The organism is Ligilactobacillus sp. Marseille-Q7487 (genome assembly GCF_949152225.1).
Lineage (GTDB): Bacteria > Bacillota > Bacilli > Lactobacillales > Lactobacillaceae > Ligilactobacillus.
The window spans coordinates 849,854-870,148 of record NZ_CASCJC010000001.1; the positions used below are offsets into that span (position 1 = coordinate 849,854).

Genomic DNA, 20,295 nt, shown 5'->3' on the forward strand with positions numbered 1-20,295 from the left:
TTTTACTGCCTTATGTTAGTAAGAAGGGTATTTTAGTGCTTAATTTTATAGCCTTTGCATTCATAACTATGTTAAAATTAACCTAAATTAACTAGGAGGCTAGTAGATGACAGTATTATTAGACGGTAAAAAGTATTCTGCCAAGGTGAAAGATAATTTAAAACAAGAGGTAACACGGTTAAAAGAAGTTGGACTTCAACCTTGTTTAGTTGTAATTTTAGTCGGGGAAGATCCTGCTAGCCAAGTTTATGTTCGTAACAAAAAGAAAGCAGCCGAATTCATTGGTATCAAAACGATTGATCATACATTGCCTAAAACTACTACGCAACAACAAGTCTTGGAATTAGTTGAAAAGTATAATCAAGATCCTAGTATTCATGGAATCTTAGTACAATTACCGTTACCCAAGCATATTAGTGAAGAAAAAGTGACCCGTGCAATTTCTCCGCTAAAAGATGTTGATGGATTTCATCCTTTAAATATGGGACATTTGTTTATGAATGAGCCTTACTCCTTGCCTTGCACACCAAGAGGTATTATGGAGTTAATGAAAGAATACAAAATTGATGTAGTTGGGAAAAATGTAGTGATTGTTGGGCGCAGTAATATTGTTGGTCGTCCCATGGCAGCTTTAATGCTAAATGACGATGCAACGGTGACGATTACTCATAGTAAAACTAAAAACTTAAAAGAGATAACAAAACAAGCGGATATTTTAATTGTAGCAATTGGCAAGGCACTATTAATTACAGCCGATTATGTAAAAAAAGGCGTAGTAGTTATCGATGTTGGAATGAACCGCTTAGCTTCAGGAAAACTAGTGGGTGATGTTGATTTTGATGCCGTTAAAGAAGTGGCTGATTATATTACTCCTGTTCCTGGTGGAGTTGGTCCAATGACGATTGCAATGTTGATGAAACAAACTGTAGAATTTGCTAAAGAAAGTGTGAAGTAGATGCAAGAAAAAGAGCGCTACTTAACTGTCAGTGCATTGACTAAATATTTACACCGTAAATTTAGTGCAGATCCTTACTTAGGACGAGTTTATCTGACAGGAGAAATTTCAAATTTTAGATTACGGCCACGACATCAATACTTTTGTTTAAAAGATGATAGTTGCAAAATTGATGCGGTAATGTATGAAGGTAGTTTTAAAAAATTAAAGTTTCAGCCAGAAGAGGGAATGAAGGTTTTAGCAATTGGACGGATTGATTTATATGAGCCTAGTGGTGTTTATCAAATCATCATTGAAAAGCTTCAACCAGATGGTGTAGGAGCTTTGTATCAAGCATATGAACAATTGAAAAAAAAATTAGCAGCTGAAGGTTTATTTAGTGCACCTAAAAAATCATTAGTGCGTTATCCTAAGCGAATTGCGGTTATCACTAGTCCTTCGGGAGCTGTGATTCGCGATATTATTACGACTCTTAAACGACGCTATCCAATTGCACAAATTGTTTTATTTCCTGCAGTGGTGCAAGGAGAACAAGCGGTTGATTCTTTGGTAGCTAGACTTAAGGAAGTCAATATGCGTGGCGACTTTGATACGCTAATCATCGGTCGAGGTGGAGGTTCGATTGAAGATTTGTGGGCATTTAATGAAGAAAAAGTTGCTAAGGCAATTTATGCTAGTGAAATTCCTGTCATTTCATCTGTTGGTCATGAAACTGATACGACGATTGCAGATTTTGTAGCAGATGTTAGAGCAGCAACGCCCACTGCAGCTGCTGAGTTAGCCGCACCTGTTTTAAGTGATGAATTATTAAAAATTGGCCGTTTACGGCAAAGCCTATTAATTGCATTAAAAAATAGATTAGATTTGCAAAAAAAACATCTAGCTCAAGCTACTGCATCATATGTTTTTAGACAACCCAATCGCTTATATGAGGGTTATTTACAAAAATTAGATCGGTTAAATATGCGACAAAATCAGGTAATAATGCAATACTTGAATCGCGCTACTCAAGAATGTAGTCAACTTAAGAATAGATTAGAATTACAAAATCCACAGGAACTGTTGGAACGTAAATTGTTGATGACAACTAGCTTATCACAACGCTTAAAACAAGCGATGGAGATAATAATAAAGCAAGATGAACAATTTTTAATAAACATGATACAATCTTTAGATGCATTAAGTCCGCTTAAAGTTATGGGACGTGGATTTAGTTATGTAACTAGTGAAAAAGAAGTAATAACAAGTGTCAAACAACTTAAAAAAGAGCAATTGCTGACGTTACATTTGTTAGATGGGGTAGTACAAACAAAAGTTAAAGAGATAAAGGAGGACAACGATTAATGGCTGAAAAAACATTTGAAGAAAAAATGGTTCAATTAGAACAAATTGTTCAACAATTAGAACAAGGAAATGTTCCATTGCAACAAGCACTAGAACAATTTCAACAAGGAATTGCATTGAGTAAAGAGCTTCAAAAAACACTCCAAGATGCAGAACAAACATTGGCCCATGTCATTGATGATAATGGGGAAGAACAAGTCTTTGAAGAAGGAAATTAAGGTGAAAGATTAGATGTTGAATGATTTTCAAATAAAATATTTACCTTTGATAGATGAGCGAATGTGCTCTTATTTGGCAGATTTAAATACTTATCCAACATTAAAACAAGCGATGCTATATTCGGTGCAAGCTGGAGGCAAGAGATTACGTCCGCTATTATTGTTGGCAGTTTGCCAAAGTTTAGGCAGAAATATTGATGAGCAGGTTTTAGGTATCGGTGCAAGTCTAGAATTTATTCATACCTATTCGTTGATTCATGATGATTTGCCTGAAATGGATAATGATGACTTAAGACGCGGAAAACCAACCAATCATAAGGTTTTTGGCCAAGCAATGGCTGTTTTAGCAGGCGATGGATTGTTGACGACGGCTTTTGAAAATCTTGCATCACTTGATTTACCAGCTGAAAGTAAGGTTAAATTAATGGGGCAACTCGCATTAGCTGCAGGACCACAAGGAATGGTTGATGGCCAAGTTGGTGATATCGAAGGTGAACAAAAGCGACTGACTCTAGCTGAGTTAAAAATTGTTCATAAAAAGAAGACAGGTGCTTTGTTACATTTTGCTTGCTTGGCAGGGGCAATATTAGCTGATGCAGACTCTAAACAAACAGAAGCATTACTCAAGTTTGGGGATTGTTTTGGTTTGGCATTTCAAATTTATGATGATATCTTAGATGTGGTAAGTACCTCCGAAGAAATGGGTAAAGCAGTCCAAAAAGATGCGACAGAAAATAAGAATACTTTTCCAATTTTATTAGGACTTGATGGTGCCTATCAAGCATTAACCGATGTTTTAACCCAAGCAAAACAAGAGCTTGAAGTTTTAAAACAAATGGACGTAGATGTTACTTTGCTAAGTGAGTTTTTAGGATATTTTAAGTTAAGGAAGTAATTGATGAAAAAAGAACGAATTGATGTCCTTTTAGTTCAACAAGGACTGTTTGAAACTAGAGAACAAGCCAAACGTGCTGTGATGGCCGGAGAAATTTTGGGTGAAAATGAAGAACGTTTAGATAAACCAGGAATGAAGATTGATCCACAAACTAAGTTGCATTTTAAAGGGACTAAAATGCCGTATGTTAGTCGTGGCGGGTTAAAATTAGAAAAGGCAATAAAAGTTTTTAAGTTGCCGGTAAAAAATAAGATTGTCTTAGATATTGGCTCTTCAACTGGTGGTTTTACAGATGTGGTTTTACAAAAAGGAGCACAACTAAGCTATGCATTGGATGTAGGAACTAACCAATTAGCTTGGAAATTGCGACAAGATCCACGAGTAGTAGTCATGGAAAACACCAACTTTCGCTATAGTCAGTTAGCTGATTTTACAAATGGACAACCTGAGTTTGCTACAATTGATGTGTCATTTATCTCGTTGAAATTAATTTTGCCTAATTTACATGAGATTATCAAACAAGATGGTCAAGTTGTCGCATTAATCAAACCTCAATTTGAAGCGGGAAAAGAAAAAGTAGGTAAACACGGTATTGTGCGTGATGCCAAAGTTCATGAAGAAGTATTACAAGAGATTTTAACGTTTGCTTGTGAGCAAAAATACGATATTTTAGGCTTGGATTTTTCACCAATCACAGGTGGACAAGGAAATATCGAGTTTTTAGTAGCTTTGCGTGCAAGCGATACTTGCGGACAAATGATTGATAAAGATTTACTTTCACAAACGGTTAAAAATGCACATGCAACTTTGCAAGGTTAATTTTTAATTTTGTGCAAGTTGTTTTCTTTTATTTTTCAATAGTTGATGTGCTATTATAAGTGCAAGGTCAAAATAAAGTAAGGTGGTTTCAATGAGAAAGCAAGATAGACATAAATTAATTAAACAATTAATTCAAAATAATGTGATATATCGCCAAGAAGATTTTGTTAGTTTGTTGGCTCAACAAGGCATCGAGGTGACACAAGCAACAATTTCACGTGATGTTAAAGAAATGCAACTCATTAAACTTCCAAATAGCGATGGAACATATCAATATAGTTTGCCAACAGAAAAAAAGGTAAATACCGAAAAAAAGCTAAAGCGAACTTTGAAGGATGCTTATCTTTTTGCCAATTGTCATAATGATATGTGTATGTTTAAAGTGTTGCCAGGTAGTGGACCAAGTGTTTCGAATTTAATTGATCAAATGAATTATCCAGAAGTTTTTGCTTGTTTAAGCGATGATGATTCAATTGTTATCTTTGCTAAATCTGCACAAGAAGCAGCAGATTTACAACAAAAGTTATTACAATTAATCGAGATGTAATTAGTCAAGCCGTAATGACTTGGCTTTTTTTGTGATTGAATTTTTAATTTGGAAAAGATTTTACGTGTAGATAGCCTATGTTATAATAATAGAGGTTTATACATTTGAGAAAGGAAAAGCTGCGCTAGGCAGTCGGGCTGAATTTTGATTCAAGAGTTAGTTATTCGAGATTTGGCAATCATCGATAAATTAGATGTAGATTTTCAAGAAAAAATGACGGTCTTAACCGGTGAGACTGGAGCGGGGAAGTCGATTATTATCGATGCCTTAGGTCTATTAGCTGGAGGTCGAGGATCAAGTGAGTTTATTCGCAAAGGTGCTAATAAAACGTCATTGCAAGGCTTATTTATCGTGCCTAAGCATGCGATTACTAATCGAATCTTAGAACAGGTAGGAATTGAGTTAGAAGACGATACATTAATCTTACAGCGTGATATTCAACGTAATGGACGCAATATTTGTCGCATCAATGGTGTATTGGTTAATTTGGCAACTTTACGTCAGGTTGGCGAAACTTTAATTGATATTCATGGTCAAAATGAACATCAAGAATTGATGAAAGCAGAACAACATTTACATTTGCTTGACGAATATGATCACAATCTTCAAATATTAAAGCAAGATTATCAACAAGCATATAGAAAATATAAAAATTTAAAACAAGTAATTGCTAAACGCCAAGCAGATGAACAAGCGTGGGCTCAAAGATTAGATATGTTGCAATTTCAAGTTCAAGAAATTAGTGAAGCACAGCTTAAAGCTAGCGAAGAAAATGAGCTCATGCAAGAAAAAAGTCGACTTGATAATTATCAAGCAATTTATGGTGCGTTAGAGGGAAGTTATCAGTTATTAAATGGTGAAGAAGCCGATTTTTTGGGTGCGCTAGGCAAAGCGATGCATGAATTAGAAAAGGTAAATGAGTTAGCTCCAGAAATTCAAGGAGTATATGAAAAAATTGCGGGAGCCTACTATGAATTACAAGATGCTGCACGTGATGTTTCTAGTCAATTGGCAAATTTAGAGTGGGATGAAAATCGCTTAAATGCGCTTGAGCAGCGTTTAGAGTTATTGCATCAGTTGAAGCGCAAGTATGGAGATTCGATTCCTGAAGTTTTGGAATATTTAGCTAAGATTAAGCAAGAATTAGATGAGATGCGACTTAGTGAAAATGACAGTGACCAACAAAAAGAAGAATTGTGTAAAGCAAAAGAAAAGGCACAAACGTTGGCACAAAGATTATCAAGTAAGCGTAAAGAAGTTGCCAATAAATTAGAACAAGCAATTCAAGCCCAACTGAAAGCTTTGTACATGGATAAGGCGGTTTTCAAAGTTAATTTTGAGCAATTAGCAGCTTTAAATGAAAATGGTTGTGATAAGGTTGAGTTTTACTTGCAAACTAATCCAGGTGAAGCCATGGGATCTTTGGTTAAAATTGCTTCAGGCGGTGAGTTGTCGCGTATTATGTTAGCTCTTAAGACAATTTTTGCGCAAAATCAAGGAGTAACCAGTATTATCTTTGATGAAGTTGATACAGGAGTCAGTGGGCGAGTCGCCCAAGCCATTGCTGAAAAAATCAGTAGTGTCGCTCAAAATTCACAAGTTTTATGTATTACACATCTTCCGCAAGTTGCTGCTATTTCGGATAATCATTATTTTATTGCTAAGCATGTGATAAATGGTCGCACGGAAACGACACTTACTAAGTTAGATAAGCAACAACGTATTGATGAATTAGCCCGTATGTTATCAGGCTCAGAAATTACACAATTAACACGGCAACATGCTAAAGAATTGTTGGAACTAGCGACAAAACAATAAAAATTTTAGTATAAATGAAGGGGCTGGGAAAAAAGTACCAGTCTGGACATAAAAATAGCTGATTGAATTTCTAAAAATGAAATTTGATCAGCTATTTTTCTATTATATCTATTTTTGGTTCGTTTTTTTAGGGATTTTATCCCTCTTTTTTGGAATAAATGCCATAATTTTGATATGTTAATCGCCAAAAGTAGTAATCCTAATTCATTTCGAACTGCTTTTTCACCTCTAACATGAACTCGGCGCACGCCAATTTTTTGACGTGAGCCTTTTTTCTATTGAAGCTGAGTTTTTTCCCATTATTTGGCATAAAAAAATCCCTAGTATTTAAATGGAAAATAATAGAGAATTCATTAAAAAAAGATTAGATAATTGGCCGATAAAGACCAATAACTTTACCTAAGATAGTTATATAATCGAAATAAAAAGGTTCTAGCGCATCGTTTTCTGGTTGTAAACGATAGCGCCCATCTTCTTTAAAGAAACGTTTACAGGTTGCTTCGTTTTCTTCGGTCATTGCAATCACGATATCCCCATTTTGAGCTGTAGGTTGTTTTTTAACGATGACTTGGTCGCCGTCTAAGATGCCAATATTGATCATACTTTCACCGCGAATTGTCAACATAAACAAGTCTTGAGCCGAATCAAAACCAGGTGGCAGTGGAAAATAATCAGTAGTTTCTTCAACTGCTAATATAGGATTGCCAGCAGTAACCGTTCCAACTACGGGAATTTTAGTTAGTTTTTCTTGGATTCCTAAACTTTGTCGACCTTGTTTGGTAACTTCAATAGCTCTAGGTTTAGTAGGATCCTTTTGCAAGTAACCTTGTTCTTGTAAACGTGCTAAATAGCCATGAACCGTTGATGTGGATGACAAATTAACCGCTTCACCGATTTCACGAACAGTAGGGGGATAGCCTTTTTGATTGACATAATTATAGATGAATTCTAAAATAGCCAATTGACGTCGTTGTACAATTTTAGACATCACGATACCTCACTTAATTATTGATAGTTTGATTTTAGCATAATTTTGCATAAAATTCAAACTGATGTTCGTTTGAAATCCTTGTTTTTTTAGGCAATTTTGGGTATTATTAGGTATGATTAAAATTGAGAGTAAAGGAGAATTAATTAATGGAAAATGGTATTTCTAAGGATTTGATTGAACGCATCAATGAATTAGCTAAAAAAAAGAAAACAACAGGTTTAACACCCAAAGAAACTAGTGAACAACAACGTTTACGCGAAACATATTTGGCGATGTTTAGAGAAAATTTCCGTAGTCATGTTGAAATGCTTCAAGTGTATGATAAAAATGGGAAAGAAGTTACACCTAAAAAGGTCAAAGATATTCAAAGAAAACGTGGTTTACGGGACGATTAATTTAGCTTTTTTACGTGAAGTTCTTTATTTTTTCGTATTTCTTGTGTAAAATTATTTAATGAACTGTATAGATTAGAAAGGAGTAAGAGATATGTCAACTGGAATTTGGACTTTGATTGTGATTATTGCTTTAGTTGGTGGTTTTGCAGCCGGATTTTTTGCAGCACGTAAGTACATGGAAGATTACTTAAAGAAAAACCCACCATTCAATGAACAAATGTTGAAGCAAATGATGATTCAAATGGGGCAAAAGCCATCTGAAAAGAAGCTTCATCAAATGATGACAACAATGAAAGCAAACTATGGCAAAAAGTAGTTGCCAAAGCGTCCAAGAATCATCTTCTTGGACGTTTTTTAATGCAAAATAAAAAAAGCAAGAAAAAATCTTGCTTTAATTTATTTTTGTTTAGCAGGATCGATGTAAACAAAATTAGGATCGATTTGTTGATCAAGTCTGTGGAAGGCTTCTTCCATTTGAGCGATGACTTCTTGTTGAACTTCATCACTTGATTTAGTTGTCTTTGCAATTGTGATAGGGTCACCAAATGCCAAGGTAGTCTTTTTACGCGACAATAGACCTTTAAACGTCAAAGGTCCTTGATAAACGACAGGAACGATAGGTACCTTAGCCATTTTGGCAATTAAGACAACGCCACCTTTCATTTGCTGGGAGTGTCTAGTTCCAGAAGGAAACATGATTAAAGAAATATCACGCTTCTTAAGCCATTTAACAGGGGTTTTGATAACAGATGGCCCCGGTTTTTTACGATCAACTGGAAAGGCATTTGCATGAACTAGGATATAGCGTAAGATAGGATTTTTAAAAAGTTCTTCTTTAGCCATAAAGCAAAATTTTTTAGGTGCTGCTCCTAAGGCAAAATAAATCGGATCAAACCATGTACGATGAGGCCCGACTAGGATATAATTTCCTTGAGGTAATTTTTCTTTATTTAAGATACGTGGTTTACCATTAATTAAGTAAACGAACACGCGTGCAACTGCACGAATAAATGTATAAAACATACGAGTATCCTTTCTAAAACGTATTACAGTCTAAGTATGCCTAATTTGAAGGAAACTTGCAAGTAGCAAACTAAGAAAAGTAGGAAATAAAATGCAACAAAATTTAATTTTACCAGGTGAACGCATCGATGAATTATATGCCAATCAAGTCAAAATTATTCAAAGTCCAGAAGTCTTTTCTTTTTCTTTAGACGCTGTTTTGTTGGCTTACTTTGCACAACCAATCAAAAAAGCACAGGGACAAGTTGTCGATTTGTGTGCAGGAAATGGAGCTGTTGGACTATTTTTGAGTACAAAAACAAATGCTCATATTAAGATGATTGAGATTCAACCACGCTTAGCACAGATGGCACAAAGAAGTGTACTTTTAAATGAGCTTAGTACACAAATTGAAGTCTTGAATTTTGATTTAAATGATGCTTATCAATATTTAAAAAAAGACAGTATTGATACAGTTACGTGTAATCCGCCATATTTTGAAAATTTACCGGATAGCAAAAAGAATCCTAATGAACATTTGGCCTTGGCACGTCATGAAATTACGGTAACGTTAGCACAAGTAATCGAAAAGATGAGCGGTTTGCTTAAGATGGGAGGTAAATGTTATTTGGTCCACCGTCCGCAACGTTTATTAGAAATTTTAGATGAGATGCGCAAACAACGCTTAGCTCCTAAAAAGATTCAATTAGTTTATCCTAAAGCTAATAAAGAAGCTAATATGGTGTTAATCGAAGCTATCAAAGATGGTAGACCAGGAGGTGTTCGCTTCTTAGAACCATTAATCGTTTACGAGCAAAACGATGAGTATACGGCTATGGTAAAGGAAATTTTATATGGAAACTAAAAAATATTATGTTTATGTTTTGTGTTGTAGCGATCAAACACTTTATACCGGGTTTACGACTGATGTGACTAAGCGCTTAGCGGTACACAATGCGGGTAAAGGAGCTAAGTATACTAAAACTAGACGCCCATTACATTTATTATATTTTGAAGAATTTGTTGATAAATCACAAGCCTTAAAAGCCGAATATGCCTTTAAACGGTTAACACGAATACAAAAAGTGGCTTATTTAAGGGATAAAGGGGTTAAATTACCTTTAAAAAAATAATAAAGAAGCTAAAAACTTAGCTTTTTAGGCTAGTAAGATGGTACAATTGATAATGTATCTTGAATGGATAAATTTACAAGAATCAGTGAAATAAATTGGAGGAATTGTAGAGATGAAATTTATCGCTTTTAATGTTCGCGATGACGAACGACAATATTTTGAGACTTGGATTAAGGAAAATCAAATCGAAGTTGATTTGTATACAGATGAAATAACCCCAGATAACCTAGATTTAGTAAAGGGATATGATGCAGTTATTGCTTTACAGCCTAACGAATATCCAAAAGAGTTTTTCAGTAAGTTTGCTGAATTTGGCGGTAAGGTCTTTTCAATTCGTAATGTAGGTGTAGATAACATTGATTTAGAGGCAGCAGCTCAAAATAATATCCCGGTTACTAATGTACCCGCTTACTCACCAAATGCAATCGCAGAGTTTTCAGTAACCTTGTTATTGCAGTTATTACGTAATACTGAAATTTTCGAGAAGCGAATGCAAGCCAATGACTATCGTTGGGCACCATACGTAGGTAAAGAAATTCACGATTTAACTGTGGGAATCTTAGGAACAGGACGGATTGGACAAGCTGCTATTCAAATTTATAAAGGATTTGGTGCAAAGATTGTGGCCTTTGATCCTTATCATAACCCTGAATTAGAAAAAGAAGACATCTATGTTGACTCTAAAGAAGAGTTATATGCTAAAGCTGATGTAATTTCTTTACACATGCCAGCTACTAAACAAGATGAACACATGATTGATCAAGATGCTATTGCTTTGATGAAAGACGGTGTTTATATTATCAATACGGCTCGTGGAAGTTTAATTGATACTAAGGCATTGTTAGCAGCTTTGAAGTCAGGTAAAATTGCAGGAGCAGGATTGGATACTTATGAATATGAAAATCCTATTTTTAATCATGATTTACGTGGCCAAAAAATTGAAGACGAATTGTTTAATGAGTTGGTGTCTTTGGATAACGTCTTGGTAACACCACACGTAGCGTTTTATACACAAACAGCCGTTAAAAATATGGTAACTGTTGCTTTAGATAGTGCTAAATCAGTGATTGAAACCGGTAGTGCGGCTACTTTAGTAAAAAAATAATAGATTTAAAAATAGTTTCCAAGTTGGGAAACTATTTTTCTTTGGAAAATTTTAATGCTAGCCGTTGCAATCAAAGCTAGATTAAAGTATAATATTAAAGGCACTGTTATGTGCCAATTCACACCTTATGCGATAGACGAATGGGTGCTTATCTTAGATGAGTTGTTTGTCAATTGAACATAGGGGAGGAAAATCAAAAACTATATTATTCGGAGGTAAATTGTAATGGCAGTTATTACCATGAAACAATTACTTGAAGCTGGTGTACATTTTGGTCACCAAACACGTCGTTGGAACCCTAAGATGAAGAAATATATCTTCACAGAACGTAACGGTATCTACATTATCGACTTACAAAAGACTGTTAAGTTGATTGATGATGCATATGACTTCATGAAAGATGCCGCTGCAGATAACGGGGTTGTTTTATTTGTTGGTACAAAGAAACAAGCTCAAGATGCAGTTGCTGAAGAAGCAAAGCGCGCTGGTCAATACTTTGTAAACCATCGTTGGTTGGGTGGTACTTTAACAAACTGGAACACAATCCAAAAACGTATCAAGCGTTTGAAAGAAATCAAGGCAATGCAAGAAGATGGCACATTTGAACGTCTTCCTAAAAAAGAAGTGGCTTTATTATTGAAGCAATTAGAACGTCTTGAAAAATTCCTTGGCGGTATCGAAGACATGCCTCGCATTCCTGATGTATTGTTCATCGTAGACCCACGCAAGGAACGTATCGCAGTTAAGGAAGCTCAAAAGTTAAACATTCCTATCGTTGCTATGGTTGATACAAACGCTGACCCAGATGAAATCGACGTTAAGATTCCATCTAATGATGATGCAATTCGTGCCGTACGTTTGATTACAGCTAAGATGGCTGATGCTGTTATCGAAGCAAACCAAGGTGAAGAAAATGCACCTGTAACAGAAGAATCATTCGGCGCAGGTAACGAAGAAGTTGAATCAATCGAAGACATCGTTGAAGCCGTTGAAGGCAAAAACGATAGCGTAGATGCTGAATAGTTAATAAACTTAGGCTGTCTTAGATATTAGGCAATTGGGCCTTGCGTCTTAGACAGCCTTTTTTAAAAAATAAATTCAAGGGAGGCCATTAAACTATGGCAAAAATTACTGCTGCTCAAGTAAAAGAATTACGTGATAAGACAGGCGTTGGTATGATGGACGCTAAGAAAGCTTTAGTTGCTGTTGACGGTGACATGGATAAAGCTATCGATTTCTTACGCGAAAAAGGTATCGCTAAAGCTGCTAAAAAAAGCGATCGTATCGCTGCTGAAGGTTTAGCAAATGTTGCTGTTGCTGGTAACTTTGCAGCTATTGTTGAAGTTAACGCTGAAACAGACTTCGTTGCACAAAATGATCAATTTAAGGAACTCGTAAAGCATGTTGCTGAACTTATTGTTGCTAATAAACCAGCAGACGTTGAAGCTGCATTAGCAATGCCAACTCAAGGTGGTACTTTAAACGATGAAATCATCGAAGCAACTCAAGTTATCGGTGAAAAGATTACTTTCCGTCGTTTTGAATTAGTAGAAAAGACAGATTCTCAAAACTTTGGTGCATACTTGCACATGGGTGGCAAGATTGCTGCTTTAGTTGTAACAGAAGGTGCTGATGAAGCAACTGCAAAAGATGTTGCAATGCATGTTGCTGCTATCAATCCTAAGTATGTAAACCGCGATCAAGTTCCTGCTGAAGAAGTAGAACATGAAAAAGCTGTTTTAACAGAAGAAGCAAAGAACGAAGGTAAGCCAGAAAATATTATCGAAAAAATGGTTGAAGGTCGTTTGAACAAATTCTTTGCAGAAATCACTTTGGATGCACAAGCATTTGTTAAAGATCCAGATCAAACAGTTGCTAAGTATGTAGCTTCCAAGAATGGTTCTGTTATTTCCTTCATCCGTTATGAAGTAGGCGAAGGTATCGAAAAGAAAGAAGATAATTTCGTAGAAGAAGTTATGAGCCAAGTTAGAGGTTAATAACAAATAAAGCTCCAACAATCGTTATTGGTTGTTGGGGCTTTTTTGGTGTGAGGAAAAAGACGGATACTTATAATTGCTAAAAAGACCTGGCCAACCATATGAGATTGACCAGGTCTTTTGGCTTATTTTTTATCTTGTTGGGCTAGCTGTTGAGCATAACGTTTATTGCCTCGATAGAGCTCTACTATTGTCCAAATTAATAGCAAGATAATAGCAACAATTAAAACATATGCAATGTTATGTGCTAAAGTTAATTCACTAGCTGTAGGATTGTCGCCAAAGAACCCAGCAATTGAATCAGGAAGATTACGCAAGTTGAGGTAGGTCAAAGCGATAACAGAGATCCAACCTAAAATTTTAACCCATACAGGATTTTTAAATCGTTTACCCATTTCAACTTCATTACTTGTCATAATTAACAACGGTAGCATACAAAATGGTAAAGCAAAGGCTAAAAAGACTTGCGAATTGTTCATTAAATTATTTAAAGCTTCATGTTCTTTAACAGTACTTTGACCAGAAGATAAAACGACACAAATTAAAACAGGAATAACTGATAAAAGACGAGTTAATAAACGACGTGCCCACATTGGCATTCGCATGTGAATGAATCCTTCCATGATAACTTGTCCTGTTAACGTACCGGTAATAGTAGAATTTTGACCAGAGGCAAGTAAAGCAATCGCAAACAAAGTTGATAAAATGCCTGATTTGGCAACGCTGATTAAAACACCATTACTTAAAGTTGAAGTATCGGACAATGCTTCATATAATCCGAAAAATGAAGGATCTTTAACGGCCCCGCTTTTGAAAACTGCAACCCCCATGATAAGCAACAAGCAGTTAACAATAAAAGCAGCAGTTAATTGGATGTTTGAATCCCATGTAGTGAAACGAACAGCAGAAGCAACATCGTCTTCATTATCATGGTTAATTTTACGTGTTTGCGAAACTGCAGAATGTAGATATAGGTTATGTGGCATAACAGTTGCTCCGATAATTCCTAAAGCACCAGAAATAGGTGTCATACCACGGATTTCTGGTGAAGATGAAAAGGTATCTGCGGTAGGAATAAAGCCTTTAAAGACAGCACCCCAATCAGGATTTGAGAGTGCAACTTGATAAATAAAGACAAATAAGATTACTAAAATTAAAGCTACAACTAAAGCTTCGATTTTTCTAAAGCCAACTTTAGTTAATAATAAGAGAATAAAAACATCTAAAACAGTAATAAAGACAGCATAAACAAGTGGAATATCAAATAATAAATATAGTGCGATAGCCGCCCCGATAACCTCAGCGATATCTGTAGCCATAATTGCCAATTCAGTCATAATCCATAATAAGATTCCAAGTGCTTTACCAGTACGTGCCCGAATGGCTTGGGCTAAATCCATCTGGGTCACAATTCCAAGTTTGGCTGCCATGTATTGTAAAAGCATCGCAATCAAACTTGATATTAAGATCACAGACATTAGCAAGTATTGAAAATTTTGTCCCCCAGTAATTGAAGTTGACCAGTTACCAGGATCCATGTAACCCACAGCTACTAGAGCGCCTGGTCCGGAGTAAGCAAATAAAGTTTTCCAAAAGCCTTTACCCTTAGGAACTTCGACGGTTCCATTGATTTCTTCTAGCGAGCGCCCGTTGGCATAAGAAATCATTTTATGTTTATTGTGTTTTTGTGCAGTACTCACAATAAATTTCCACCTTTCTTTTTTCTTTCCAATAGGTATTGTACACCTTATTAAGCATAATGAAAAGTATTTTTAGGTATACCTTAGAAAATATCTCTTTAAACTAAAAAAATTAATAAAATTGTGAAATTTTAGTAGATATTTCTACACAGATTAAAGTTTTTTTTAGGTATAATATAATATAGAAAAGAAAGGAAGGATTTTTTTGGATAGTCGTTACTTGTTGTTATTTTTTGACCAAAATCAATTACGTCGTCCAAAGACTATTTGGCAGTTATTGACCGCCAAACTAACAACATCAACTTTATATGGTGGTTTACGCTACGATTTATTAAGTTATATCAAGACGCCACTTGAGATGAACGCATTGCAATATGAAAAGTCTTTACAAGAATTAATAGCTAAAGGATGGTTAGAAGTAAACGAAGAACAGTATTTGTTGACTGCTGCAGGATTACAACAAAAGAAACATTTTTTTGCTACACATCCATATCTTTGTTTAACACAACCAGGATTATTTGCACATATTGATTTACAATTATGGAATGCACGATTGTTATTAGTTGTTCAGGCTGTTTCGGAATTATGTCATCAAAACGCACATTATTATCCATGCGTTGAAGATGTTTTTGTTCAAGCTACTATCAAGCGTTGGTTTAAACAAATTGGTAAAGAAAATGCTTGTGCTATTATTAAGGAAAGTCTTAATGAATTTTTAAAAGCACAGGATATAAAACAGGCAACAATTTTTAGTGCGCAACTTGTAGGCCATGAATTTAGTGGTTTTACTAAGCAACAAATTGCACAACAATTTCTATTATCACCAGCAGAAGTGAGTTTTATTTGGTCAGATTTGGCTAGTGGATATGCATACTTTTTACAAACACATTATCCAAAAGCAAAAGTGTTGTTAGATGGTGTTTTCAAAGTAAACATTTTATCTGCTAGTGCACAAGAAACATTTAATCTATTTAAACAAGGTGTCAGTTTAAATCAAATTGCGCAAATAAAAAAGGTTAAAGTAAGTACAGTACAAGAGCATCTATTGAATGCTGCTATTTTAAGTCCGGATTTTGACTTTGATGTTTTTTTAAATAAACAAATACGCCTTTTTTTGATAAAACATCTAGGTTCTGATATAGATGCTTGGAATTATCAAAAAGTTGCTGAAAAAATTGACTTTTTTAGATTTAGATTGTATGAAATTGAAAAAAGTAAGGAGCGTAATGCATATGGGGAAACTTGAAGATTTTTTACAAAAAAAATACGGTTATCCCGATTTTAAAGATGGACAAAAACAAGTTATTCAGGCATTATTAGCCCAGCAAAATACTTTGGCGTTACTCGCAACTGGAACAGGCAAATCTTTATGCTATCAGTTTTATGGGAAATATACTAAACAAAGAGTTTTGATTATTTCGCCTTTACTATCTTTGATGCAAGATCAAGTTGAGCAAATGCGATACAATGGTGAAAAAAGAGTGATTGCATTAAATTCAATGTTAACAGCATCTCAAAGAAAGATAGTGTTACAACATCTTAAACAGTATCAATATGTATATTCATCTCCTGAAATATTGCAAAATCAAGAGGTAATGCAAGCATTAAGAAAGTTAAAATGGGGCTTGTTAGCTATTGATGAAGCACATTGTATTTCGCAATGGGGACCAGACTTTAGACCAGATTATTTGCAATTAGGAAATTTAAGAAAAAAATTAGCTAATCCATTGACGCTAGTATTAAGTGCCACAGTAACACCTAAAATTCAAATAGATATTATTGAAACTTTAGCATTCGATACAAAACCAACGATTATAAAAAGAAGTGTTAATCGTGAAAATATTTATTTAGCATGTGAAAAATATCCATCTGAAAAACAAAAAGCAGACAGATTATTAACCTTAGTTGCTAGTTTGACAGGACCAGGACTGATTTATTTTTCAAGTAAAAAGAAAGCCAATGAGTTTAGTGACTTAATTCGAACTGATTTAAAATTGCCTTGTAGTGCTTATCATGCTGATTTGGAATTAAGTGAACGTTATAAAATACAACAACAATTTATCAAAAATCAATTACAAGTAGTTTGTGCAACTAGTGCCTTTGGTATGGGGATCAACAAAAAAGATATTCGCTATGTCATCCACTATCACCTGTCAGCTAATGTTGAAAGTTATCTACAAGAAATTGGTCGAGCAGGGCGTGATGGAAGAGAAAGTTTAGCCTTATTGTTGTATACTCCTAATGATATTGATTTGCAAAGAAAATTAAGTCTAGATACAATTCCAGACAAGGTAGAGATAGCCAATTATTATTGCCATCCAATGACGGCAACGTTAACTTTTAAGCAAGAATTGCTAAAATATTATTATGATAGGCATTATAAGCTTGATGAAGTAATGGCTTTATTTGAGCAAAGATTAAATGTTAAAAGAAGTGATTTAAGTGCGATGCAGTCTTATATAGACTATCAAGGATGCAAGCGCCAATATCTATTGAAATATTTTGGTGAAACAAAAGATGTAAAGCATGATGAGAGATGCTGCCAAGTAAAAGGGAGTATAGATATGACAAAATTCAATGATGTCAGTGTTAAAATGAGAGAAAAACTTTTAATACCAAGTTATTCGGAGATTTTAGCACAAATTTTTGCTATTTGAATATTAAATATGAGAATAGCTATCACTAGGCATGCTCTTTGTTTTGAATGTTTTTTATGGTAGAATACCATATAGCACCGTTGATATGGAGGAAAGTTTATGAGTCAAAAAGATGATCGTCATACCAAAAAACCTTGGGAAAATACATTTGATGATGAAAAAGATGACCAAGGGAATTATTCGCGGACAGCTAGTCGTAAAAGTTCACATAAAAATACCGTTTTAACAACCTCACTTTTAATAGGTTTTGTTGCAATAATTGTTGCTACAATTGCACTGTACTTTATTTCACAAAAAACAGCAAGTCAGTCTTTTGATGACAACGGCAATGTCAAAGTTGTAACTTCTACTGGAAAGAAGAGTTCAAAAAAGGAGGCGGAAAGCTCTAAGGCTGAAAGTTCTAGTCGACAAGATGAAAATACTAGTGAAAGTGCTACTGAAAGTAGTCAAGAACAAGCAAATTCTTCTAGTCAACAAGAAGAACAAAGCTCATCTGCAAGTACAGCTGAATCGACACAAGACCAAGAGGGACAATATGTTACCGTACAAGCAGGTCAAGGCTTGTATCGTGTCGCTACTAATAATGGTTTAACAGTTGACGAGTTACTTAAATTAAACCCAGGTCTAACAGCTAATTCGACCTTAACTCCAGGGCAACAGTTGAGAATTAAATAGTTAGATTTAAGGAGATATGATGATGGATAAGATACAAATTGCAATTGATGGCCCAGCTTCTGCAGGTAAAAGTACAGTTGCAAAGTTAGTTGCGAAACAAATGAATTACGTATATTGCGATACAGGGGCAATGTATCGTGCTGTAACGTGGGCTGCGTTGCAAAAAGGTATTGCGTTAGATGACGATGTAGCCTTGGGACAATTGTTAGAAAAGATTACAATTAGCTTTCAAGCTGCCAAACCAGAACAAAAGGTCTTTGTTGATCAAAGCGAAGTTACTAAAGAGATTCGTATGCCTGAGGTTACTAATAATGTTTCGTTAGTAGCCGCTCAACCAAGTGTCCGCGCGTATTTAACAACAAAGCAACAAGAAATTGCACAAGCTGGCGGAATTGTGATGGATGGACGAGATATTGGAACAACTGTCTTGCCTAATGCACAGGTTAAGATTTTTTTGGTGGCAAGTGTTAAACAAAGAGCGCTACGTCGATACAAAGAAAATCAACAAAAAGGTATAAATACACCATTAGATGTTTTAGAAGATGAGATTGCTAAACGTGATTATAAAGATTCGCATCGTGAAGTTTCTCCTTTAGTGAAGGCTAAAGATGCAATTTTACTGGATACAACGTCGTTAACAATTGAGCAAGTTGTCGAAGAAATTACAAAAATTATTAAAAATAAAATCGAAATAATGTAATTATAACTGGAATTATTGAATAAAATAGGTTAAAATTATTTTAGAGTTAGTCGTTAAGGAGGACATAGTCCATGAGTGAATCAGAAAATAACAAGGATTTATTAGAAGCTTTGAATAGTGTTAAGCCAGTTAATGTTGGCGATGTGGTTAAAGGTGAAGTTTTAGCCTTTGATGACTCAAAGCAAGTTATCGTCGGAATTGAAGGCACAGGTGTTGAAGGTGTTGTTCCAGCACGTGAACTTAGTGTCAAGACAGATAATGTCGAAGATGAAATTAAGGTTGGAGATATCTTAGATTTAGTCGTTATTTCTAAGATTGGTTCTGACAAGGAAGGCGGTAGCTACTTGTTGTCACAACGCCGCTTAGAAGCTCGCAAAGTATGGGGCGAAATCGAAAGCAAATTTGAAGCAGGTGAAAAAATTGTTGCACCTGTAACACAAGTTGTTAAGGGCGGTTTAGTTGTTGACGCTGGTGTTCGTGGTTTTGTTCCTGCATCTATGGTTTCAGATCATTTTGTTGAAGATCTTAGCCAATTTAAGGGTCAAGAACTTGAACTTAAGATTGTTGAAATTGAACCAAGCGAAAATCGTTTAATTCTTTCTCATAAAGAAATTGCACAAGCTAAGCGTGAAGAAAAACGGCAAGCTGTTTTGAATAGTTTAGTTGCAGGTGATGTAGTTGAAGGAAAAGTTGCACGTTTAACTAATTTTGGTGCATTTATTGATTTGGGCGGTGTTGATGGTTTAGTACACGTTTCTGAAATTTCATTTGAACGCATTGGTAAACCAGCCGATGTTTTACAAGTTGGGCAAGATGTAAAAGTTAAGGTTTTAGCGGTTGATCCACAAGAAGATCGAATTTCACTTTCAATTAAACAAACATTGCCACAACCATGGGACAACATTCAAGAAAAAGTTGCGGAAGGTGATGTAGTTGAAGGGACCGTTAAACGTTTAACAAGCTTCGGTGCTTTTGTAGAAGTTTTCCCAGGTGTTGAAGGTTTAGTTCATATTTCACAAATTTCTCATAAGCATATTGCAACACCAAATGAAGTTTTAACTTCTGGTCAAATTGTTAAAGCAAAAGTTTTAGGTGTAAATGCACAAGAACATCGTTTAGCATTATCTATTAAAGCTTTGCAAGAAAAACCAGCAGTTAAAAAAGAAGAGGCTCCAGTTCAAGACGAAGAACCAGTTGAATTTCCTGAAGAAGAAAAGGGATTTACTTTAGGTGATATCGTTGGAGAAGAATTAAAAGATTAATTTAATTAGTGATAAATAACTAAACTGACCCAGAAGTTACTTGCCTTTGGGTCAGTTTTTTGTTAAAAATAAAAGATAGATA

22 protein-coding genes are annotated in these 20,295 nt (G+C 35.1%); 19 read left to right on the top strand and 3 right to left on the bottom strand.

All coding sequences use genetic code 11. The features are described from left to right. The first annotated feature begins 106 nt into the window (after positions 1 to 106). The 7 genes from folD (at position 107) to recN (ending at position 6,596) form a co-directional block, all read left to right on the top strand. Entirely contained in the window at positions 107 to 955 is an 849-nt protein-coding gene (gene folD, locus QM017_RS04255) for a bifunctional methylenetetrahydrofolate dehydrogenase/methenyltetrahydrofolate cyclohydrolase FolD (protein WP_178195503.1), read from the top strand. Next, positions 956 to 2,299 (top strand): exodeoxyribonuclease VII large subunit, encoded by a 1,344-nt coding sequence (xseA, locus tag QM017_RS04260; RefSeq protein ID WP_282708959.1) that lies wholly within the window; start codon positions 956 to 958, stop codon positions 2,297 to 2,299. Further along, positions 2,299 to 2,517 (top strand): exodeoxyribonuclease VII small subunit, encoded by a 219-nt coding sequence (locus QM017_RS04265; protein ID WP_178195499.1) that lies wholly within the window; start codon positions 2,299 to 2,301, stop codon positions 2,515 to 2,517. The genes xseA and QM017_RS04265 overlap by 1 nt, the downstream gene beginning before the upstream one ends. A gap of 13 nt (positions 2,518 to 2,530) precedes the next feature. Then, positions 2,531 to 3,412, top strand: coding sequence for a polyprenyl synthetase family protein (locus tag QM017_RS04270; protein ID WP_282708960.1), 882 nt, complete (start codon positions 2,531 to 2,533; stop codon positions 3,410 to 3,412). 3 nt (positions 3,413 to 3,415) lie between these two features. Beyond that, positions 3,416 to 4,231 carry a TlyA family RNA methyltransferase gene (locus QM017_RS04275; protein WP_178195497.1) on the top strand — a complete coding sequence of 272 codons (816 nt, stop codon included), beginning with the start codon at positions 3,416 to 3,418 and terminating at the stop codon, positions 4,229 to 4,231. 91 nt (positions 4,232 to 4,322) lie between these two features. Further along, positions 4,323 to 4,778, top strand: coding sequence for an ArgR family transcriptional regulator (locus QM017_RS04280; protein WP_178195495.1), 456 nt, complete (start codon positions 4,323 to 4,325; stop codon positions 4,776 to 4,778). A 144-nt stretch (positions 4,779 to 4,922) separates the two neighbouring features. Then, complete coding sequence (recN, locus tag QM017_RS04285; RefSeq protein WP_178195493.1) at positions 4,923 to 6,596, top strand: DNA repair protein RecN; 1,674 nt, start codon at positions 4,923 to 4,925, stop codon at positions 6,594 to 6,596. A gap of 364 nt (positions 6,597 to 6,960) precedes the next feature. Here recN and lexA read toward each other — a convergent pair whose 3' ends face one another. Then, positions 6,961 to 7,584, bottom strand: a complete 624-nt coding sequence (gene lexA / locus QM017_RS04290; RefSeq protein WP_178195491.1) for a transcriptional repressor LexA — start codon at positions 7,582 to 7,584, stop codon at positions 6,961 to 6,963. Positions 7,585 to 7,733: 149 nt separating this feature from the next. On the opposite strand from lexA, the gene QM017_RS04295 reads away from it, so the two are divergent. Together QM017_RS04295 and QM017_RS04300 are read left to right on the top strand one after the other, a co-directional pair. After that, positions 7,734 to 7,982 (top strand): DUF896 domain-containing protein, encoded by a 249-nt coding sequence (locus QM017_RS04295; RefSeq protein WP_282708961.1) that lies wholly within the window; start codon positions 7,734 to 7,736, stop codon positions 7,980 to 7,982. 91 nt (positions 7,983 to 8,073) lie between these two features. Further along, positions 8,074 to 8,298: a YneF family protein gene (locus QM017_RS04300; RefSeq protein ID WP_178195488.1), complete on the top strand. Its 225-nt coding sequence runs from the start codon at positions 8,074 to 8,076 to the stop codon at positions 8,296 to 8,298. Between the two features lie 80 nt (positions 8,299 to 8,378). Here the strand turns inward: QM017_RS04300 and QM017_RS04305 are convergent, their stop codons facing one another. Beyond that, positions 8,379 to 9,005 (bottom strand): 1-acyl-sn-glycerol-3-phosphate acyltransferase, encoded by a 627-nt coding sequence (locus QM017_RS04305; protein WP_178195486.1) that lies wholly within the window; start codon positions 9,003 to 9,005, stop codon positions 8,379 to 8,381. 91 nt (positions 9,006 to 9,096) lie between these two features. Between QM017_RS04305 and QM017_RS04310 the strand changes: the two genes are divergently transcribed. The 5 genes from QM017_RS04310 (at position 9,097) to tsf (ending at position 13,219) form a co-directional block, all read left to right on the top strand. Then, entirely contained in the window at positions 9,097 to 9,849 is a 753-nt protein-coding gene (locus QM017_RS04310) for a tRNA1(Val) (adenine(37)-N6)-methyltransferase (protein ID WP_178195484.1), read from the top strand. Beyond that, positions 9,839 to 10,117, top strand: a complete 279-nt coding sequence (locus tag QM017_RS04315; RefSeq protein WP_178195482.1) for a GIY-YIG nuclease family protein — start codon at positions 9,839 to 9,841, stop codon at positions 10,115 to 10,117. The genes QM017_RS04310 and QM017_RS04315 overlap by 11 nt, the downstream gene beginning before the upstream one ends. A 112-nt stretch (positions 10,118 to 10,229) precedes the next feature. After that, the gene (locus QM017_RS04320) at positions 10,230 to 11,222 is read left to right on the top strand and encodes a D-2-hydroxyacid dehydrogenase (RefSeq protein WP_178195480.1); all 993 of its coding nucleotides are present in this window, start codon (positions 10,230 to 10,232) and stop codon (positions 11,220 to 11,222) included. 225 nt (positions 11,223 to 11,447) lie between these two features. Then, positions 11,448 to 12,245: a 30S ribosomal protein S2 gene (gene rpsB, locus QM017_RS04325; protein WP_178195478.1), complete on the top strand. Its 798-nt coding sequence runs from the start codon at positions 11,448 to 11,450 to the stop codon at positions 12,243 to 12,245. Between the two features lie 95 nt (positions 12,246 to 12,340). Next, positions 12,341 to 13,219, top strand: a complete 879-nt coding sequence (gene tsf, locus QM017_RS04330; RefSeq protein WP_178195476.1) for a translation elongation factor Ts — start codon at positions 12,341 to 12,343, stop codon at positions 13,217 to 13,219. 125 nt (positions 13,220 to 13,344) lie between these two features. Here the strand turns inward: tsf and QM017_RS04335 are convergent, their stop codons facing one another. Further along, on the bottom strand, positions 13,345 to 14,886 hold the full coding sequence (locus QM017_RS04335; protein ID WP_282709559.1) for an Nramp family divalent metal transporter: 1,542 nt from the start codon (positions 14,884 to 14,886) through the stop codon (positions 13,345 to 13,347). 238 nt (positions 14,887 to 15,124) lie between these two features. Between QM017_RS04335 and QM017_RS04340 the strand changes: the two genes are divergently transcribed. The 5 genes from QM017_RS04340 to rpsA all read left to right on the top strand — a co-directional run bounded on the left by QM017_RS04340 (position 15,125) and on the right by rpsA (position 20,213). Further along, the gene (locus QM017_RS04340) at positions 15,125 to 16,165 is read left to right on the top strand and encodes a helix-turn-helix domain-containing protein (RefSeq protein ID WP_282708962.1); all 1,041 of its coding nucleotides are present in this window, start codon (positions 15,125 to 15,127) and stop codon (positions 16,163 to 16,165) included. Next, positions 16,152 to 17,576 carry a RecQ family ATP-dependent DNA helicase gene (locus tag QM017_RS04345; RefSeq protein ID WP_282708963.1) on the top strand — a complete coding sequence of 475 codons (1,425 nt, stop codon included), beginning with the start codon at positions 16,152 to 16,154 and terminating at the stop codon, positions 17,574 to 17,576. Before QM017_RS04340 ends, QM017_RS04345 begins: the two co-directional genes overlap by 14 nt. Positions 17,577 to 17,675: 99 nt before the next feature. Beyond that, positions 17,676 to 18,251 carry an SAG1386/EF1546 family surface-associated protein gene (locus QM017_RS04350; RefSeq protein ID WP_178195470.1) on the top strand — a complete coding sequence of 192 codons (576 nt, stop codon included), beginning with the start codon at positions 17,676 to 17,678 and terminating at the stop codon, positions 18,249 to 18,251. 19 nt (positions 18,252 to 18,270) lie between these two features. Further along, entirely contained in the window at positions 18,271 to 18,951 is a 681-nt protein-coding gene (cmk, locus tag QM017_RS04355) for a (d)CMP kinase (protein ID WP_178195468.1), read from the top strand. A 71-nt stretch (positions 18,952 to 19,022) separates the two neighbouring features. After that, positions 19,023 to 20,213, top strand: coding sequence for a 30S ribosomal protein S1 (gene rpsA, locus QM017_RS04360; RefSeq protein ID WP_282708964.1), 1,191 nt, complete (start codon positions 19,023 to 19,025; stop codon positions 20,211 to 20,213). Positions 20,214 to 20,295: the final 82 nt, after the last annotated feature.

Bases quoted from the DNA above. Each gene is read 5' to 3' on its own strand.
- tsf (WP_178195476.1), top strand. From the start codon at position 12,341: ATGGCAAAAATTACTGCTGCTCAAGTAAAAGAATTACGTGATAAGACA.
- rpsA (WP_282708964.1), top strand. From the start codon at position 19,023: ATGAGTGAATCAGAAAATAACAAGGATTTATTAGAAGCTTTGAATAGT.
- QM017_RS04300 (WP_178195488.1), top strand. From the start codon at position 8,074: ATGTCAACTGGAATTTGGACTTTGATTGTGATTATTGCTTTAGTTGGT.
- QM017_RS04335 (WP_282709559.1), bottom strand. From the start codon at position 14,886: ATGATTTCTTATGCCAACGGGCGCTCGCTAGAAGAAATCAATGGAACC.
- QM017_RS04320 (WP_178195480.1), top strand. From the start codon at position 10,230: ATGAAATTTATCGCTTTTAATGTTCGCGATGACGAACGACAATATTTT.
- lexA (WP_178195491.1), bottom strand. From the start codon at position 7,584: ATGTCTAAAATTGTACAACGACGTCAATTGGCTATTTTAGAATTCATC.
- rpsB (WP_178195478.1), top strand. From the start codon at position 11,448: ATGGCAGTTATTACCATGAAACAATTACTTGAAGCTGGTGTACATTTT.
- QM017_RS04265 (WP_178195499.1), top strand. From the start codon at position 2,299: ATGGCTGAAAAAACATTTGAAGAAAAAATGGTTCAATTAGAACAAATT.
- QM017_RS04345 (WP_282708963.1), top strand. From the start codon at position 16,152: ATGGGGAAACTTGAAGATTTTTTACAAAAAAAATACGGTTATCCCGAT.
- QM017_RS04295 (WP_282708961.1), top strand. From the start codon at position 7,734: ATGGAAAATGGTATTTCTAAGGATTTGATTGAACGCATCAATGAATTA.
- folD (WP_178195503.1), top strand. From the start codon at position 107: ATGACAGTATTATTAGACGGTAAAAAGTATTCTGCCAAGGTGAAAGAT.
- QM017_RS04275 (WP_178195497.1), top strand. From the start codon at position 3,416: ATGAAAAAAGAACGAATTGATGTCCTTTTAGTTCAACAAGGACTGTTT.
- QM017_RS04315 (WP_178195482.1), top strand. From the start codon at position 9,839: ATGGAAACTAAAAAATATTATGTTTATGTTTTGTGTTGTAGCGATCAA.
- xseA (WP_282708959.1), top strand. From the start codon at position 956: ATGCAAGAAAAAGAGCGCTACTTAACTGTCAGTGCATTGACTAAATAT.
- QM017_RS04350 (WP_178195470.1), top strand. From the start codon at position 17,676: ATGAGTCAAAAAGATGATCGTCATACCAAAAAACCTTGGGAAAATACA.
- QM017_RS04305 (WP_178195486.1), bottom strand. From the start codon at position 9,005: ATGTTTTATACATTTATTCGTGCAGTTGCACGCGTGTTCGTTTACTTA.
- QM017_RS04280 (WP_178195495.1), top strand. From the start codon at position 4,323: ATGAGAAAGCAAGATAGACATAAATTAATTAAACAATTAATTCAAAAT.
- QM017_RS04310 (WP_178195484.1), top strand. From the start codon at position 9,097: ATGCAACAAAATTTAATTTTACCAGGTGAACGCATCGATGAATTATAT.
- QM017_RS04270 (WP_282708960.1), top strand. From the start codon at position 2,531: ATGTTGAATGATTTTCAAATAAAATATTTACCTTTGATAGATGAGCGA.
- cmk (WP_178195468.1), top strand. From the start codon at position 18,271: ATGATGGATAAGATACAAATTGCAATTGATGGCCCAGCTTCTGCAGGT.